This is a genomic window from Nonomuraea sp. NPDC050790 (assembly GCF_044456745.1).
GTDB lineage: Bacteria > Actinomycetota > Actinomycetes > Streptosporangiales > Streptosporangiaceae > Nonomuraea.
This window is the reverse complement of the sequence record NZ_JBITGF010000016.1, coordinates 1-16404: the sequence shown is the minus strand read 5'-3', so window position 1 is coordinate 16404 and position 16404 is coordinate 1. Positions and strand designations below refer to the sequence as shown.

The following is a 16404-nucleotide window of genomic DNA, read 5'->3' as shown; positions in this document are numbered from 1 at the left end:
TCGGGCCGGCTTCTCCAGCCCTTTGCGCACCGGGGTTGTGGGCCTGAGGGGTTTCGACGGGTGGGGTGGTTGGCCGGGCGGGTGCTCGGCCAACCCTTTGGTCAGGCTGGGGCGATCTGGCGGGTCAGGGCGTGTTCGACCAGCGTGATCAGGGTGGCCTTGACCGACTCCCTGTTGCGGGCGTCCAGGCGGACGATCGGGGTGCCGTCGCCGACCGTCAGGGCCTCGCGGAGTTCCTGCTCGTCGTGCAGGAAGGCGCCGTCCCAGCCGTTGACGCCCACCACGAACGGCAGCTTGGCCTCTTCGAAGTAGTCGATCGCCGGGAAACTGTCGGCCAGGCGCCGCGTGTCGACCAGGACGACCGCGCCGATGGCGCCGCGTACCAGGTCGTCCCACATGAACCAGAAGCGGTGCTGGCCAGGGGTTCCGAACAGGTACAGGATCAGGTCCCGGTCGAGCGAGACCCTGCCGAAGTCCATCGCCACCGTGGTCGTGGTCTTGTTGGGGGTGAGCGACACGTCGTCGACGCCTGCCGACGCGTCGGTCATGACGGCCTCCGTGGTGAGCGGCAGGATCTCAGAGACCGCTCCCACGAACGTCGTCTTGCCCACGCCGAAGCCTCCGGCCACGACGATCTTCGTCGAGGTGAGGCCGGCGCTAGAGCCTGCGAAGTCCACTGAGTACCCTTTCGAGCAAGTTGAGGTCCGGCTTTCCCGCGTCCAGCGCAGGCTGGTGCACGCGGATCAGGCCTTCCGACGCCATGTCGGCGATCAGCACCCGGACCACCCCGAGAGGCTGCCGTAAAAGGGCGGAGATCTCCGCAACCGACCGAACATTTCGCGTTAGCTGGATGATCGCCTGATACTCCGGACTCAAGAGGGAAATATCTTGGTATTCCGACGTCACGGAGGAAACCAGCGCCTCCATGGCGAACTTCATCCGCGGAGCGGTCCGCCCCCCGGTCACGGCATAGGGCCGCACCAGAGAGCTCGGCTTCTGCGGACGGGGCGCCGACGGATGCGGCGGAGTGCTATCACCAGCCCAACCCTGACCTGACACCATGATCTCCTGTCACCGCCCGGCTAGCGGGGGCGGGCCGCCTGCAGCTCCGCCCGTACGGCGGGCGTCAGCACCTGGCCGGCCCGCTCGACGAGGAGCGTCATCTGGTAGGCCACCAGGCCCATGTCGCAGTCGGGCGAGGCGAGCACCGCCAGACACGATCCATCACTGATCGACATGATCATCAAAAGGCCGCGCTGCATCTCGATCACCGTCTGGGTGACCATACCGCCCTCGAACACGCGTGCCGCGCCCTGGGTCAGGCTGATCACACCGGAGGCGACCGCGGCGAGCTGGTCGGCCCGGTCCTTGGGGAACCCCTCGGAGAAGGCCAGCGGCAGACCGTCCGACGACACGACGACGGTGTGCGCGACACCGGGCACGTTGTTGACGAAGTCGGTGATCAGCCAGCTGATGCCACGCGCTCCCTGGCTCAGTTCTCTCATTCCTTCTCCTTCAGATCCTCACGGCCCTGCCGTACACCCTGCTGGAAGCTGGAGAGCCTGCTGCGCAGGCGCTCGGGTGAGATCGGCGGCGCCGGTGACGTCACTTGGGGCTCGGCGGAGGCCGCCGTGCCCGGCACGAGGTTGGCCTTGGGTACGCGGCGCGGCAGGCCGGAGGCGGTGGTACCACCCCTGGCAGGCTCGGCGGCGGCCTGCGCGGCCTGGAAGCCGCTGTCGGCAGGCGAGGACCAGGAGGCGCCGGCGCCGGACTGCCCGGGCCTGCGCTGCGGCAGACCGGACCTGCTCACACCCCCGGGCCCACCCGAACCAGCACCACCGGAACCGGGACCGCTGAGGCCGCCGTGGCCTGAGCCAGGACCGCCAAAGCCGGAGCCAGGGCCGCCAGAGCCAGAGCCGCCGGGGCCCGTGTGGCCGGAGCCGGGGGCACCCGCGCCCGCGTAACCGGGGCCCGCGTTGCCGCCCTGGTCGGCGTTGCCGGGGGCGCCGTGGCCGGAGCCCGGGGCGCCGGAGCCCGTGTAGTCGGCGCCGGGATGGTCGGTGCCCGGGTAACCGGCACCGGGGTGGTCGGTGTTCGGGTAGCCGGCCGCGTAGCCGGTCTGGCCCGCGTCGCCGTGGCCGCCGGCGCCCGCGCCCGCGAAGCCGCCCTGACCGCCCGGACCACCCGGACCGCCGGGACCGCCCGGACCACCCTGACTACCGGGACCGCCCTGGCCGTAGCCGGCGGGAGGGGGCCCGTCGGCGGAGACGACCGGGTGGGGCATGGTCGGGGGCGAGTCGGCCTCGAAGGAGTCGTAGCCGGGGCCATAGGACGGGCTGACCGCGCCGAAAGCCCCGGTGCCCGGCCCGGAGAAGCCGTCGGCGGCGGGAGCGCCGCCGAACCCCTGCCCCACCGGTCCGAACGCGCCGGTCGAGGGACCGGGCAGCTCGGGCTCGGCGGGCGGCTGCTTGAGCGGGTCCGGCTCGGGCCGGCGGAACCAGTCGGAGCCCACCGACGAGAAGATCGGCAGGAAGTCCTCGCCCTCGGAGTCCATGGGCGAGCTGTCGACCGCGGGCAGCGGCCCGGTGAGGTCCTGCGAGGCGTAGTCGGTGTTGTAGGGCGTGAACAGCCCGTTGGCCGAGCCGTTCCCGTTGGAGGAGGGGGGCGAGGAGGCGACCGACGGCCAGTTGGAGTCCTCGCCGAAGGACGGCCACTGCCGCTGGTCGTCGTCACGGCCGCGGGGCGGCTCCTCGGCGAAGGACGGCCACCGCTGCTCGACCTCCAGCGGGGGCGGCTCCTCCGCGAAGGAGGGCCAGCGCTGCTCGACGTCGAGCGGCGGTGGCTGCTCGGCGAACGACGGCCAGCTCGCCTCGGCGGAGGGCTGGTCGCCGAAGGACGCGGGCCCGGTGAACGACGCGGGCTGCTGCTCACCGAAAGACTCACCGAAAGACTCACCGAGAGGCTCGCCGAAGGACTCACCGAACGCCGCGGGCGCCTGCTCCCCCGGCGCGTCGGCCGGGGACTGCTCGTCGCCGTAGGGGTTCCAGCCGCCCTTGTCCGGCACCGGCATCGAGCCGGGCCACTGCGTGTCGGCCAGCGACTCGTGGTCGCGTACCTCGGGAGTGTCGGGGTTGGCCGCGTACGGCGGCGCGCCCAGCATGGCCGGGTCGAAGGTGGTGAAGCTGTCGTACTGCCCGCGCTGCTGCGGCACCATGCCGTTGGCCGCGGCGATGAGCATGTCGGGCAGCATGACCAGCGCGCTGAGCCCGCCGGTCTCCCGCATGCGGAGCTGGACCCGGATGCCGTGGCGCAGGGCCAGGCGGCCGACCACGAACAGGCCCATGCGCCGGGAGACGGACACGTCCACGACGGGCGGGTTGGCCAGGCGCCAGTTGGCCTCGGCCAGTTCCTCGGCGCTCATGCCGATGCCGAGGTCGCTGATGGTGACGACGAAGCCGCCGTCGGCGGGCGCGCTGGTGACGCTGACCCGGCTCTCGCGCGGCGAGAAGGAGATCGCGTTCTCGATCAGCTCGGCGAGCAGGTGGACGGCGTCGGTGACGGCGGGGCCGACGACCTGGATGTCGGACGGGATCTGGATCTGGACCCGCTCGTAGTTCTCGACCTCCGACAGCGAGGCGCGGGCGATGTCCACCAGCGGGACGGGCTCGCTCCACTTGCGCGCGGCCTCCTGGCCGGCGAGGACCAGGAGGTTCTCGCTGTTGCGGCGCATGCGGGTGGCCAGGTGGTCGAGGCGGAAGAGGTTGGCGAGCCGGTTCTCGTCCTCCTCGCCCTGCTCCAGGCCCTCGATGAGCTGGAGCTGACGTTCGACGAGCGTCTGCGAGCGGCGCGAGAGGTTGACGAACATGGAGTTGACGTTGGCGCGCAGCTTGGCCTCGTCGCCGGCCAGCCGGATGGCCTCGCGGTGGACCTCGTCGAAGGCCCGGGCGACTTCCCCGATCTCGTCGCGGGTGTTGACGCCGACGGAGGGCACCTCTGGCGTGGCGGCGCCGTCCCCGGACTCGCGCAGCACGCGGACGGTCTCCGGCAGCCTGGTCGTGGCGACCTGGAGAGCCTCGGCGCGCAGCCGCCGCAGCGGGCGGACCAGCGAACCGGCCACGCGGGTGGTGATCACCAGGACGAGGAGCAGCAGCACGAGGATGAGCGCGCCGGAGATGATGGCGTTGCGCTGCTCGGTGTCGCTCAGCTCGCGGGTCTTGGTCACGACGGCCGTGGCGAGCCCGTCCTCCACCTTGCGCATGGCGTTGACGGCCAGCGTGGTGCTGTCGTACCAGAACAGCAGCTCACCGCGCGGGGTGGCGGTGATGTCGAGGTCGCGGATCTCCTTGTACTCGCGCAACTGGGCCAGGGCGCGCTGGCGCATGGCGTCGGCGCGGTCGATGGCGGGGCCCTTGACCGTGTCGTTGTACAGGGCGGTGTACTTGCCCTGGGCCTCCTGCTCGAAGGTGGCCAGCTCGGCCTGCTGGGCGTTCCAGGAGCCGAGGAAGTCGGACAGGTCGTCGTAGTCCAGCTTCCGTTCGACCAGCGCGACGACCAGGATGACCTGCTGGCGCGAGACCTCCTCCTTGGCGCGCTGGAGGGCGCCGAGGGCGGCCACGTCCTTCAGCAGGACGTCGTCGTCACCCACCTGGCCGAGCTCGTCCTGGAGGTTCTCCAGGACGTCGATCATCGTCGAGTAGGTGCGGATCGCGGCTCGGGGCGGAACGCTGTCGCCCAGGATCGACTCGCGCAGCCCGTCGAGACCGGTGAGCCAGCGGCGCATGTTCTCGACTTCCTGCCGCACGCGCGGGGAGTGCGCGTCGTCGATCGCGGCGGTGCTGTCGAGCACCTTGGTCTTGGCGCCGTCCACGACGGCGCGCTGCGTGCGCAGTTGCGCCATGCGGCTGGTACGCCGCTGGTCGGCGATGTACCAGGCGGTGAGGGCGCGCTCCTTGCCCATCTCGTGGGAGAGCGCGCCGATCCGCTGGACCAGTTCGGCCACCTGGGTGAGCCGCCGGTACTCGGCGCTGGTGCCGATCGCGTCGGCAAGCTGGATACCTGCGAGGAGCACACCGACGATGGTGGGGATGAGGATCAGGGCCACCAACCTGGAGCGCACACGCCAGTTAGCCAGCCGGAACCGTCCGCCTGTGTACTCCCCTGGCGTCGCGTGCCTGGGGTTTTCCGTCCTCACTGACTCTCGCTACCTCTCGCGCTACGTGCTCGAAAAATCTGACACGCGTGCGGCGCATGGGATTCCGCGGGCGTGGGTAATTGGAACACAACCCGTACCAGATCGGCCAACCGTGCATTTCCCATCAAACGCGACCAAACGTGTCATTTCGGTCGGTTTCGCCTTCAGCTTTCAGGCCGGCCGGAAGGAGTCCCGCTCGGCCGGGGCAGCGTGTTTGATCATCAGGTGACGGGTCACCGAGTACTCCTGAACGGCCTCCTGGCTCATGTCCTTGCCGAATCCGCTGCCCTTGACGCCGCCGTGCGGGGCCTCGCTGGCGATGGGAAGATGGTCGTTCACCCAGGTCACACCCACATCGAGGCGGTGGGAGACCCTCATGGCCCGCGCCACGTCCCGCGACCAGACCGATGAGGCCAGGCCGTAGCGGGTGTCGTTGGCCAGCCGTACGGCCTCGTCCTCGTCGTCGAACGGAAGCACGACAAGGACCGGACCGAAAAGTTCACCTTGCACGATTTCGCTGTCTTGCGCCGCACCGGCGACAAGAGTGGGCGGGTAGTAGAAGCCCGGTCCGTCGAACGGCGTGCCACCGTGCACCACCTGAGCGCCCGAGCGGGAGACGAAGCCGTGCACCCGCTCGCGGTGGGCCGCCGAGACCAGCGGCCCGATGTCCGTGGCCGCGTCCCAGGGGTCGCCTACGGTGATCTTGGCCAGCGTGGCGCGCAGAGCCTCGACCGTGTCGTCGTAGACCGTCCTGGCGACGTAGACGCGCGTGGCGGCGGTGCAGTCCTGTCCGGTGTTGTAGGTGGCGCCCATGGCCACGCCGCGCGCCGCCTCCTCCAGGTCGGCGTCCTCGAACACCAGCGCCGGCGCCTTGCCGCCGAGCTCCAGGTGGACCCGCTTGAGCGTGCGCGCCGCGCCGGTCATGACCGCGCGGCCGGTCTCGGTGGAGCCGGTCACGCTGACCATGTCCACGCCCGGGTCGGTCACCAGCGCCTCGCCCACGGCCCCGTCGCCGAGCACCACCTGGACGAGCCCCTCCGGCGCCCCGGCCCGCGCGAACAGCTCGGCCAGCCGCAGCGTCGAGCGCGGGGTCTGCGGCGCGGGCTTGATGACGACCGCGTTTCCAGCCGCGACCGCAGGCCCCACCTTCCAGACGGCCATGATGAACGGAAAGTTCCACGGCGCGATCGACCCGACCACCCCGACGGGCCGGCGCAGCAGCACCGAGGTGTAGCCGGCGCTCAGCACCCCGGCGCCGGTGCCGTCCAGCGAGCGGGCCGCGCCGGCGAAGAAGCGCAGGTTGTCGACAGCGAAGGGCAGCTCGCCGTCGCGGAAGACCGCGGCCGGCTTGCCCGTCTCCTCGACCTCCAGCCTGGTCAGCTCCTCGGCGTCGGCCTCCACGAGGTCGGCCAGGCGCAGCAGCAGCCGCGCCCGCTCGGCGGGGGTGGTCCGCGACCACTCCTCGAAGGCCCGCCGGGCCTTCCGTACGGCTACCGCCACCTCCCCCACCGGAGTGTCGGGAACGTCGGCGAAGGGCTGCCCGGTGGCCGGGTTGATCAGTTGGCGCATGGGGTTCTTTCCTTGGATGACCCGGTACGGCCCGGCGGCGCGAGCCGTACCGGCTGACTACTTCAGGCCGAGCTGCTCGATGAGGTCGGCGGCCTTGCGCAGGCCGTCGCGCTGGCGGATCTCCTCGCCGGTCGCGGCCAGCTCGGCGCGCAGCTCCGTGTCGCCGAGCAGGCGCTCCAGGGCGCCCTTCAGCTCCTCGTCGGTGAAGGTGTAGGTGGACAGGCGCACGCCGTAGCCGAGCTCGTCCACGCGCTGGGCGTTGTCGTACTGGTCCCAGAACAGCGGCAGCAGGATCATCGGCTTGCCGAAGTGCAGGGCCTCGACGGTGGTGTTGTTGCCGCCGTGGGTGATCACCAGGTCGCAGAGCGGGATGATCTTCGTCTGGGGCAGGAACTCCGCGCCGTACATGTTGTCGGCCAGCTTGATCTCGTCGTGCAGCGGACCCTTGGAGACGATGAACTGGTGGCGCGTGGTGGCCAGCACGTCGATCACCCGCTGCATGAGCTCCACGTCGGAGGAGCCGAGCGAGCCCAGCGAGAAGTAGACCAGCGAGCCGTCGTTCCGCTCGAAGGGCAGCTCGAAGTCCTGCTCCGTCTCCCGCACCGAGGAGTCGAGCCGGTGCCACGTCGGACCCAGCGGGCGGGCGTTGGTGTAGTCGAGCACCTCGGGGTACACGTAGAGGTTCAGGTCGCCCTCGTGGATGAAGTCGAGGTCGGGCAGCGGGCTCGTGCCCTGCTCGACGCACCAGGCGTTGAAGGCGGTCCAGATCTCGCGGTGGGTGCGCTCGTACTCGGCGCGGAAGGCGTCCCACTCGGAGCGGTCGTCGGCGGGCAGGCCGGAGAAGACGGGCGCGACGTTCTCGCCGCGTACCTCCAGCGGGTTGCACGACACGATCCGCACGAACTTCTTGCCCGCGGTCAGCAGCGCCGGGAACGTGATCACGTTGTCCTCGACGACGACGTCGGGGTTCACGCGCTCGATGATGGCCTTGAGCTGCGGCTCGCAGTACTTCACGCCGTCGATCAGGGAGTCCCAGATCGGCTTGGTGACGGTCTCGAGCTGCTCCAGCGTGGTCTTGCGGTACTCCGGCGCGGTCTCGCGGATGAAGTCCTTCCAGAACTGGCCGGGGTCCTGCTCCTCGGCGTCGTCGGCCGGGGGCGCCAGGTCGACCAGGTCTTCCTCGAAGCCGAGCGCTTCGAGCTTGCCCTTCCACGACGCCTCGGCCGCGAAGACGACCCGGTGGCCGCGGCGGCGCAGGATGTCGCCGATGCCGATGCTGTTGTTCGTCGGCCCGTACGCGCTCTCGGGCATGAACAGGATGGTGAGAGCCATGTGGTCACTCCGGGGGGAAACGTCAATCTGAACGGGACTTCAAATGCTGATCTAGCGTAAAGGTCAACTTCGCGGCACTATAGTGACGGATTTGCTGAACAGTGGTGCATCGGGGGTGGGCGTGGCCCAGCGCAAGAGTCGCACGGATCGCCGGATCGACCTGATCGAGGCGGCGCGCCGGGCCATCATCCGGCATGGCGTCGACGGAGTGCAGCTCTCGCACGTGGCCGAGGAGGCCGGTCTGACCTCCGGCGCCGTGCTCTACCACTACCCCGACCTCAACGAGCTGCTCGTCGAGGCCCAGCACGCGGGCATGGAGCGCTTCTACGAGCAACGCCTGCGGCAGATCGCCGCCGTCACCGACCCGGTGAAGAAGCTCGTCATGACGATCCGCTCCGGGCTGCCGACCGGGCCGCTCGACCCCGACGTGCGCCTGCTCAACGAGCTGGGCGGGGCCGCCGGCCGCAACCGCATGTACGGCGTGCTGCTGACCTCGCTCTACGACCGCCAGGTGTCGATGTACCAGTCGATCCTGGACACCGGGGCCGCGCTCGGCGTGTTCAAGCTGAGCGCGGACGCGCTGACGATCTCGCGCAACCTGGTCGCCCTGGAGGACGCCTACGGCTACCGCATCACCGCCAGGCACCCCGTGATCGGCCCCGCGGAGGCGGTGGAGCTGATCCTCTCCTACGCCCGCGCGGCGACCGGCAACGACCTCGTTCACTGAGCCACCGGGAGCAGGACCGCGTCCCGCTCCCCCCACTGCAGGGCCACCTCGGCGCCCGGCTGGACCGCGCTGGCGCCCTGCACGGCCACGAGCACGGGCTTGGCCTGGCCCGGCACCTCGACGGAGATGTGCGAGACGCCGCCGTAGAAGCTGACGTCCAGCACGGTGCCGGTCAGCCCGCCCTCTCCCGCCGTCTCGCACAGCCCCACCTTCTCCGGGCGTACGGCCAGCAGCGCCGCGGCCCCCTCGGGCACCTCCTCGACGGCCGTGCCGCGCAGGGTGCCGAAGTGCTCCGTGCTCAGGGTGCCGCCGGGGCCGGCCGTACCGGAGAAGAGGTTGTTGGCGCCGACGAAGTCGGCGACGAAGCGGGACCGGGGCCGCTCGTAGAGCTCGACGGGGCGGTCCACCTGGCGCACGCGGCCGGAGTCGAAGACCGCGATGCGGTCGGCCAGCGACATGGCCTCCTCCTGGTCGTGGGTGACGACCACGAAGGTGATGCCGACCTCGTGCTGGAGCCGCTTGAGTTCGAGCTGCATGTCGGCGCGGACCTTCTTGTCCAGCGCAGAAAGCGGCTCGTCGAGCAGGAGCAGCCGGGGACGCTTGACGATGGCCCTGGCCAGGGCGACGCGCTGGCGCTGGCCGCCGGACAGTTGCTGCGGCTTCCTGCTCGCCTGGGCGGACAGGCCGACGGTCTCCAGCACCTCGCCGACGCGCTTCTTGACCTCTGTGCGGGCCAGCTTCTCGCGCTCCAGGCCGTAGGCGACGTTCTTGGCGACGCTCATGTGCGGGAACAGCGCGTACGACTGGAACATGAGGTTGATCGGCCGCTTGTTGGGCGCGAGCGAGAGCAGGTCGGCGCCGTCGAGCGAGACGGAGCCGCGGTCGGGCGTCTCGAAGCCGGCCAGGATGCGCAGCAGCGTCGTCTTGCCGCAGCCCGAGGGGCCGAGCAGCGCGAAGAACTCGCCCTGCCCGATCTCCAGCGAGACCCCGTCGAGCGCGGTGACCTCGCCGAAGCTGCGAGTGATGCCGTCAATCTTGAGCACGGGACTCCCCGATCTTGGTCAGCCGCTGCCCCGCGATCACCGCGGTGAAGCTCACCAGCAGGAGGATCGAGGCCAGCGCGTTGATCTCCGGGGTCACCCCGAATCGGATCATTGAGTAGATGACGATCGGCAGCGTCGGGTCGGCGTTGCCGATCGTGAAGAAGGCGATGACGAACTCGTCGAGCGAGAGCGTGAAGGCGAGCATGGCGCCGGCGACGATGCCCGGCGCCAGTTGCGGCAGCGTCACCCTCACGAACGTGGCCACCGGGCCCGCGCCCAGGTCGCGGCTGGCCTCCTCCAGCGAGACGTCGGCCCCGCTGAGACGGGTACGCACCACCGCGGCCACGAACGCCATCGAGAAGACCGCGTGCGACAGGATCACCGAGTGCAGGCCGAGCGACTGCTTGATCGTCACGAAGAACAGCAGCAGGCCGATCGCGAGCACCAGGTCGGGCAGGACGGCGGGCATCAGGGCCACCGCGTCCAGGAGCTTGGAGCGCGTGTAGCGGGCCAGGCCGACGGCGAGCAGGGTGCCGAGCACGGTGGCGATCGCGGTCGAGCCGAGCGCCACGATCAGCGTGTTGACCAGGCCCTTGATGACCCGCTCGTCGCCGGCCAGCTCGCCGTACCACTTGAGGCTGAAACCCTCGAAGGTGTACGCGGACTCGCCGGAGTTGAACGACATGACGACCAGGACGGCGATCGGCAGGTAGAGGAAGACGATCGTCGCCCAGAACGGGACGTGCAGCAGCCTGGCCCTACGCACGGCGGGCCGCCCAGGACTGGATCATCAGCAGCACGATGAGCACCGCGATCAGGGCGAGCGCCAGCGTCGAGCCGAACGGCCAGTCGCGCGCCTTGAGGAACTCGGTGCGGATCAGGTTGCCCACCATGATCGACTTACCGCCGCCCAGCATCTCGGGGATGACGAAGTTGCCGAAGCTCGGCACGAACACGAACAGGCAGCCGGTCAGCACGCCGGGCACCGTCAGCGGCAGCGTCACCTTGCGGAAGGTCGTGAAGGCGGAGGCGCCCAGGTTGGCCGAGGCTTCACGCAACTGCGGGTCGAGCTTCTCGATCGTCGCGTACAGCGGCAGCACCATCAGCGGCAGGTAGGAGTACAGCAGGCCGACGATGACCGCGCCGTCCTTGTAGAGCAGCTCCATCTGGGTGCCGAGCACCGAGTTCACGATGCCGGGGCCGCTGAGGAGCATGATCCAGGCGTAGACCCGGATGATGAAGTTCGTCCAGAACGGCAGCACGATCGCCACCAGCGCGATCGTCTTCCAGTTGCGGGGAAGCTGGGCGATGAAGTACGCCGTGGGGTAGCCGACCAGCAGCGCGATCAACGTGGTGATCGCGGCGATCTTGAGCGAGTCGCCCAGCACGCCGAGGTAGAGCGGGTCGATCAGCCGGGAGAAGTTCTCGGTGGTGAACTCGTAGACGATGCCGCCGAACCGGCCGCGCTTGAAGACCGTGAAGCTGAGCACCAGCGCGAGCGGCACCAGCAGCAGGACGATCAGGTAGGCCAGCCCCGGCGACAAAAAGGAAAAAGCCGCTAGCCGGCGCCCCCTGACGGAGGACGCCGGCCGGGCCTTGGTCTGGCTCTTCACCGCCTACTTCGCCGTGACCTCGGACGACAGGCGGGTGTACTTCGTGGACGCCTCACCCAGGTCGCGGATGGACTCGCCGTTGAGCAGCTCGGCGGGCTTGATGCCCAGCAGCGAGCCCTCGGGCACCTTCACCTGGTCCATGGCGGCCTTGTTCGGAACCTTGTAGTTGATGTTCTCGGCGGCCCAGCCGTGGATCTTCGGGTCCAGGATGTAGTTGATCAGGGCGTGCGCGGCCTCCTTGTTCTTGGAGGACTTCATGATCACCATGGTGTCCACCCAGAGGTCGCTGCCCTCCTTCGGGACCACGAACTTGATGTTCTTCTTGGCGTCGGTGGTCGGGCACCAGCCGTCCCACGCCTCGACCATCACGGCCTCGCCGGACTTGAGCTTGTCGCCGAAGGTGGTGTCGTCGTAGCCGAGCAACTGCGGCTTGGCGGCCGTCAGCAGCTCCTTGGCCTTGGCGATCTCGTCGTCCTTGTCGGTGTTGACCGAGAAGCCGAGCGCCTTGAGGGCCGGAAGGGCCAGCCAGCGCTCGGTGGTCATCATCGTGACCTTCTTCTGCGCCCAGGCCGGCGGCTTGAGGATGTCGTTCCAACTGGTGGGCTCGGCCTTCACCAGGTCGGAGCGGTAGCAGATGCCCGTGGTTCCCCAGGTGTAGGGCACGGAGTACTTGTTGCCCTTGTCGTAGGAGAGCTGGGTGGCCTCGGGGTAGAGGTTGCTCAGGTTCGGGATCAGCTCGGGGTGGATGGGCTCCAGCAGCCCCTGCTCCCACAGCGCCTGCGCGTACTGGCCGGACACGAACGCGACGTCGATGCCGCTGTCGGCGCTCGCCGTCAGCTTGGCGATCGCCTCCTCGTTGGTGGCGTGCAGGTTGATCTTGACGTTGGAGACCTTAAGGTCCTGCTTGACCTTGTCGGGGAGCTCCTTGGGCGTGTAACCGTCCCACACCGTGACCTGGAGCGACTGCTTGGACAGGTCGGCGTTGGCGTTGAGCTGGGCCGCGGTGGCGCTGGGCGCGGCCTGGGCGCCGGTGCTGGTCGACTCACCACCACCGCCGCACGCTGCGGCGGCGAGCGCGAGGCCGGCAACCGCGACGGCGGCCGGAAGACGACGGGTGAACCGGGTACGGAACACGGTCGCTACTCCTTCAGGATTTCGGGGAAGAGGTCGCGCAACCATCCAGGCACGCCAGACCAGGAGAGGAGTGTTGCAGTAGAAATCAACATGAGCAAGACTTTTCCGGACATTGCCACCTGGAAGTTTGGTCAGCCTGTTGAACTCGGATTCAATATGGGAGCGATTGCTCTCTGTGGGTGAGAATCCCCTTACCGAACGGGACCGCGGGGTCACCGCCGCGCTCCTCGCCGCGCTGGCGTCGGAACCGCCGGCGCCGTTCGCCGCGCGCCGCTTCCAGCCGCTCCCCACTCTGTCGTACGGCCAAGCTGATCAGGGCACCGGGGTGCCGGTAGAGCGGGGTTTCGGCGAGCACGTGGACATGACCAACCACTCGGTCGTCGTGGCCGAATCGGTGGTCGTCAAGTGGCTCACGCCGCCCGTTCCGCTCCCCCACCCGACGCCCGAGATCTTCGCGCACCTCGTTGACGCCGGCTTCAACGAAACAGCTCCTCCTTACGCGGCTCTGACACGCTCCGACGGCAAGTCGGAGCTCCTGCTCGCCCTGGTCACGGGCTACCTTCCCGAGGCCAGGGACGGCTGGGAGTGGTGCGTGGACGCCTGCGCGTCAGCCGACACCACCTTCGCGACACCCCTGGGTCACCTGACCGCCAACCTCCACACCGCCCTCGCCACCCTCCCTGCTCCCGGCCCCCTCGATGCTGAGGCGGGGCTGCTCGGGCGGGCGATGGGCGCTTTGGAAGAGGCGCTGTCCTTGACCGACGGCGAGGACGGCGCATGGCTGGCCACGAAAGCCGAACGGATGCGCGCCGAGCTGACCCCGCTCGGCGCCATGGCCTCGGGACCACGGATCAGGATCCACGGCGACCTGCACGTGGGCCAGATCCTGCGCTGGCGCGACGGCTACGCGGTCATCGACTTCGACGGCAACCCGACGGTGACGGAGGCGGCGCCGTACCAGCCACCGGCGAGGGACGTCGCGCAACTCACCACGAGCCTGCAGCACGTCGCCCAGGTGGCGATCAAGCGCCGCGGCACCGCTCCCACCGCGGCCGCGGACTGGGTACGGCGGGCCGGGCACGACCTGCTCACCGCCTACACGAGCACCTGCGACCTGCTGGACGAGAGCCTGATCAGGCCGTTCGAGGTCGAGCAGGAGTGCCGCGAGCTGATCTACGCCGCCCGCCACCTGCCCCGCTGGCGCTACGCCCCGATGGGCGTCCTGCGCACCTGGTACGAAGAGAAAGACGAGGACCCCGCGTGAACCCCGAGTTGTTCCTGGCCGACCTGGAAGCCAAGCCGGAGGCGCTGGCCAAGCTGGCCGAGTCGCTGTCGGAGGACCCGTTCGCGGCGCTGCCCGGCGAGGTCGAGCGTGTCGTGTTCCTGGGCATGGGCAGCTCCCGCTACGCCGCCGGCGTGGCCGCGCTGCGGCTGCGGGCGGCCGGGGTGAACGCGGTGGCCGAGTACGCCTCCGCCCGCGCCTCCTACCCGGCGGCGCACGGCACGCTCGTGGTGCCGATCTCGGCCACCGGAGGCAGCAGGGAGACCCTGGACGCCGTCGCACGCTACCGAGGCGGCCAGGCGTTCGTGGCAGCCCTCACCAACGACCCGGCCTCAGCGGTGGCCGAGTCCGCCGACGCGGTGGTGGACATGCGGGCAGGCGAGGAACTGGGCGGAGTGGCCTGCCGTACCTTCCAGCACACACTCGCGCTCCTGCTCGCCCTGGAGTCGCGGCTGACCAGCGGTCACCGGAGCGTGGCCGGACTGGTCTGGCAGGCAGCCGAGGCCACAGCCGACCTCCTGGACCGGCGCGACGAGTGGCTCCCAGACGCCATCGACCTCCTGGACGGCCCGAACGGCGTCTACACGATCGCCCCCGCCGAACACCTGTCCTCGGCCGAGCAGTCGGCGCTGATGTTCCGCGAGGGCCCGCGCCGCCCGGCCGACGCCTGCGAGACCGGCGACTGGTCACACGTGGACGTGTACCTGACCAAGACCCTCGACTACCGCGCCATCCTCTTCCCGGGCTCCGCCTACGACCAGCAGGCGATGGAATGGGTGGACCAGCGAGGCTCCACGGTTCTGGCGGTAGGCGCCGACCTCCCGGGCGCCGCGGCCACGATCCGCTACACCCACGACACCGACCCGGACGTGGCACTCCTGACAGAAACCCTGGTAGCCGAACTCATCGCCGCCCACTGGTGGACCACCCCCCGCTGACCACCGCCCCACTCCCCGAAGCACCGCGCATCCTCACCGGCGGAGACCCCCTGGAGGCACGACAGCGGAGACCCGCTCACCCGTCCGGACGAGCAGACCAGCGGACGGCGTTCATCCGCCCCGGCGCCAGAAACCCGGATCCCGGTAGCGCCACCAGTACAGGACGGTGCGGTCCTCTGGCCAGGGAGCGTCCTGCCTGCCTCGGCGCTCGAACTGATCATGCGCCGGGTCGATCGGCCGCCAGCTCGGATCCAGGCTTTCACCGTCCTCAGCAGGACGGACGTTGGGGACGAACCTCTCCTCACACGCAGCGAACCGGGTGAAGTTCGCCTGTGCCTCGATCAAGGACGGCTTGTTGGCACCGCCCAGCCAGTCCGGCCACCGGATCTGAAGGACGTCGTCCTCCCAGAAACACACCGGACAGATCTCATGGGAACCGGGAGGACCATCCATGGTCAGGTGACCGCAGCAGACACAGGGATAGATCAGCTCCACACGATCATCCTTCCCCAGCGAGCTTGACGTCGGGACCTGCACCCCTCGTTTCTGACACAGTCGTGAGCGTGCCGTTGGACGAGTTGCCGAGCTGGCTGGCGGTTTGGTGTCGTGAGCATCTGGACGGCGAACCCGCCGAGGTGCTGTTCCGGTCCCAGCAGGTCTCGATGGTGTTCGGGCTGCGGTTGGCCGGTGGTCGGGACGTGGTGGTCAAGGCGCGTGCCGACGACGGGCGGGCGGTGTCGTGTGTGGCCGCGCAGGCTCGGCTGGCCGAGCGCGGGTTTCCGTGTGCGCGGCCGCTGACGCCGGTGGTCCGTGTCGGTGCGCTGGCTGTGCATGCTGAGGAGTTCCGGGCCGGCGGTGAGGTGCTGCGTGGCTCCTCGCCGGGCGTGGCCGTGCGGTGCGCGGAGGTGTTCGCCCGGCTGATGGGCGAACTCGCCCGTGTGATCGTTACGCCGCCGTTGCCGAATCCGCCCTGGGTCCGCTGGGACGAGACCGGGTCCGAGACGTGGCCGTCGATCCAATTTCTTGACGATCTGGATCAGAGTGTCGTGTCCGGGCACATTGTCGAGGCGGCTGAGCGGGCCCGGTGGCGGCTCCTGGCCGACGGTCTGCCGTGCGTTCTGGGCCATGCCGATTTCGAGGCGCAGAACCTGCGGTGGCGGGAGCGGCAGGTGTGGACGGTGCACGACTGGGACAGCCTCGCGTGGCAACCGGAGGCGGCGCTGGTGGGAGCGGCCAGCGGGGCGTTCGCCAGTTCAGGGCCGCCGACACTGGCGCCGGTCGAGAGCTCCGAGGCTTTCCTGGCGGCCTATCAGGACTTCCGGGAGCGCGTGTTCACGCCTATGGAGATGGAGGTCGCGTGGGCGGCGAGCGTGTGGATGGCTGCGTACAACGCCCGGGAGATGGCGCTGTGCGGCGGCTCGCCGGCGGGCAGCCACGCGCTGCGGGCCCAGGCAGCCGAACGGCTCCGCCTGGCCAACGCCTAGATCGTTGATGTGAAATATCAGTGGTCGTAGGCGGTCAGTGACCGTTTCACGGATGCGTCGGTGTTCCAGTTGTGCCAGATAGCGGCGTTAA

General features: G+C 69.6%; 15 protein-coding genes. 4 read left to right on the top strand and 11 right to left on the bottom strand.

Annotated features, from left to right (window positions below; all coding sequences use genetic code 11):
• Positions 1-101: 101 nt before the first annotated feature.
• From ACIBEJ_RS48345 to ACIBEJ_RS48320, 6 genes are all read right to left on the bottom strand, one after another.
• Positions 102-677 (bottom strand): GTP-binding protein, encoded by a 576-nt coding sequence (locus ACIBEJ_RS48345; protein ID WP_397189780.1) that lies wholly within the window; start codon positions 675-677, stop codon positions 102-104.
• Entirely contained in the window at positions 658-1062 is a 405-nt protein-coding gene (locus ACIBEJ_RS48340) for a DUF742 domain-containing protein (protein WP_214641576.1), read from the bottom strand. Before ACIBEJ_RS48340 ends, ACIBEJ_RS48345 begins: the two co-directional genes overlap by 20 nt.
• Before the next feature lie 20 nt (positions 1063-1082).
• On the bottom strand, positions 1083-1505 hold the full coding sequence (locus ACIBEJ_RS48335) for a roadblock/LC7 domain-containing protein (RefSeq protein ID WP_157250067.1): 423 nt from the start codon (positions 1503-1505) through the stop codon (positions 1083-1085).
• Positions 1502-5068: a nitrate- and nitrite sensing domain-containing protein gene (locus ACIBEJ_RS48330; RefSeq protein WP_397189779.1), complete on the bottom strand. Its 3567-nt coding sequence runs from the start codon at positions 5066-5068 to the stop codon at positions 1502-1504. Before ACIBEJ_RS48330 ends, ACIBEJ_RS48335 begins: the two co-directional genes overlap by 4 nt.
• A 294-nt stretch (positions 5069-5362) precedes the next feature.
• Positions 5363-6778, bottom strand: coding sequence for an aminobutyraldehyde dehydrogenase (locus ACIBEJ_RS48325; RefSeq protein WP_397189961.1), 1416 nt, complete (start codon positions 6776-6778; stop codon positions 5363-5365).
• 39 nt (positions 6779-6817) lie between these two features.
• Positions 6818-8092: a glycosyltransferase gene (locus ACIBEJ_RS48320; protein ID WP_397189778.1), complete on the bottom strand. Its 1275-nt coding sequence runs from the start codon at positions 8090-8092 to the stop codon at positions 6818-6820.
• A gap of 91 nt (positions 8093-8183) precedes the next feature.
• On the opposite strand from ACIBEJ_RS48320, the gene ACIBEJ_RS48315 reads away from it, so the two are divergent.
• Positions 8184-8819 carry a TetR/AcrR family transcriptional regulator gene (locus ACIBEJ_RS48315; RefSeq protein WP_397189777.1) on the top strand — a complete coding sequence of 212 codons (636 nt, stop codon included), beginning with the start codon at positions 8184-8186 and terminating at the stop codon, positions 8817-8819.
• On the opposite strand, the gene ACIBEJ_RS48310 is transcribed toward ACIBEJ_RS48315, so the two are convergent.
• The 4 genes from ACIBEJ_RS48310 to ACIBEJ_RS48295 form a co-directional block, all read right to left on the bottom strand.
• Entirely contained in the window at positions 8813-9862 is a 1050-nt protein-coding gene (locus tag ACIBEJ_RS48310) for an ABC transporter ATP-binding protein (RefSeq protein ID WP_397189776.1), read from the bottom strand. The two genes, ACIBEJ_RS48315 and ACIBEJ_RS48310, sit on opposite strands and share 7 nt — an antisense overlap.
• On the bottom strand, positions 9849-10628 hold the full coding sequence (locus ACIBEJ_RS48305; protein WP_397189775.1) for an ABC transporter permease: 780 nt from the start codon (positions 10626-10628) through the stop codon (positions 9849-9851). Before ACIBEJ_RS48305 ends, ACIBEJ_RS48310 begins: the two co-directional genes overlap by 14 nt.
• Entirely contained in the window at positions 10621-11406 is a 786-nt protein-coding gene (locus tag ACIBEJ_RS48300) for an ABC transporter permease (protein ID WP_397189774.1), read from the bottom strand. The genes ACIBEJ_RS48305 and ACIBEJ_RS48300 overlap by 8 nt, the downstream gene beginning before the upstream one ends.
• A gap of 72 nt (positions 11407-11478) precedes the next feature.
• The gene (locus tag ACIBEJ_RS48295; protein WP_397189773.1) at positions 11479-12609 is read right to left on the bottom strand and encodes a spermidine/putrescine ABC transporter substrate-binding protein; all 1131 of its coding nucleotides are present in this window, start codon (positions 12607-12609) and stop codon (positions 11479-11481) included.
• A 175-nt stretch (positions 12610-12784) separates the two neighbouring features.
• Between ACIBEJ_RS48295 and ACIBEJ_RS48290 the strand changes: the two genes are divergently transcribed.
• On the top strand, positions 12785-13873 hold the full coding sequence (locus tag ACIBEJ_RS48290; RefSeq protein WP_397189772.1) for a phosphotransferase: 1089 nt from the start codon (positions 12785-12787) through the stop codon (positions 13871-13873).
• The gene (locus ACIBEJ_RS48285) at positions 13870-14829 is read left to right on the top strand and encodes an SIS domain-containing protein (protein ID WP_397189771.1); all 960 of its coding nucleotides are present in this window, start codon (positions 13870-13872) and stop codon (positions 14827-14829) included. The genes ACIBEJ_RS48290 and ACIBEJ_RS48285 overlap by 4 nt, the downstream gene beginning before the upstream one ends.
• A 111-nt stretch (positions 14830-14940) precedes the next feature.
• Here the strand turns inward: ACIBEJ_RS48285 and ACIBEJ_RS48280 are convergent, their stop codons facing one another.
• Positions 14941-15324: a CPCC family cysteine-rich protein gene (locus ACIBEJ_RS48280; protein ID WP_397189770.1), complete on the bottom strand. Its 384-nt coding sequence runs from the start codon at positions 15322-15324 to the stop codon at positions 14941-14943.
• Positions 15325-15392: 68 nt separating this feature from the next.
• Between ACIBEJ_RS48280 and ACIBEJ_RS48275 the strand changes: the two genes are divergently transcribed.
• On the top strand, positions 15393-16313 hold the full coding sequence (locus ACIBEJ_RS48275) for a hypothetical protein (RefSeq protein WP_397189769.1): 921 nt from the start codon (positions 15393-15395) through the stop codon (positions 16311-16313).
• Positions 16314-16404 lie beyond the last annotated feature (91 nt).

Excerpts from the sequence above, each read along its gene's own strand:
- ACIBEJ_RS48320 (WP_397189778.1), bottom strand. The coding sequence starts at position 8,092 with ATGGCTCTCACCATCCTGTTCATGCCCGAGAGCGCGTACGGGCCGACG.
- ACIBEJ_RS48340 (WP_214641576.1), bottom strand. The coding sequence starts at position 1,062 with ATGGTGTCAGGTCAGGGTTGGGCTGGTGATAGCACTCCGCCGCATCCG.
- ACIBEJ_RS48335 (WP_157250067.1), bottom strand. The coding sequence starts at position 1,505 with ATGAGAGAACTGAGCCAGGGAGCGCGTGGCATCAGCTGGCTGATCACC.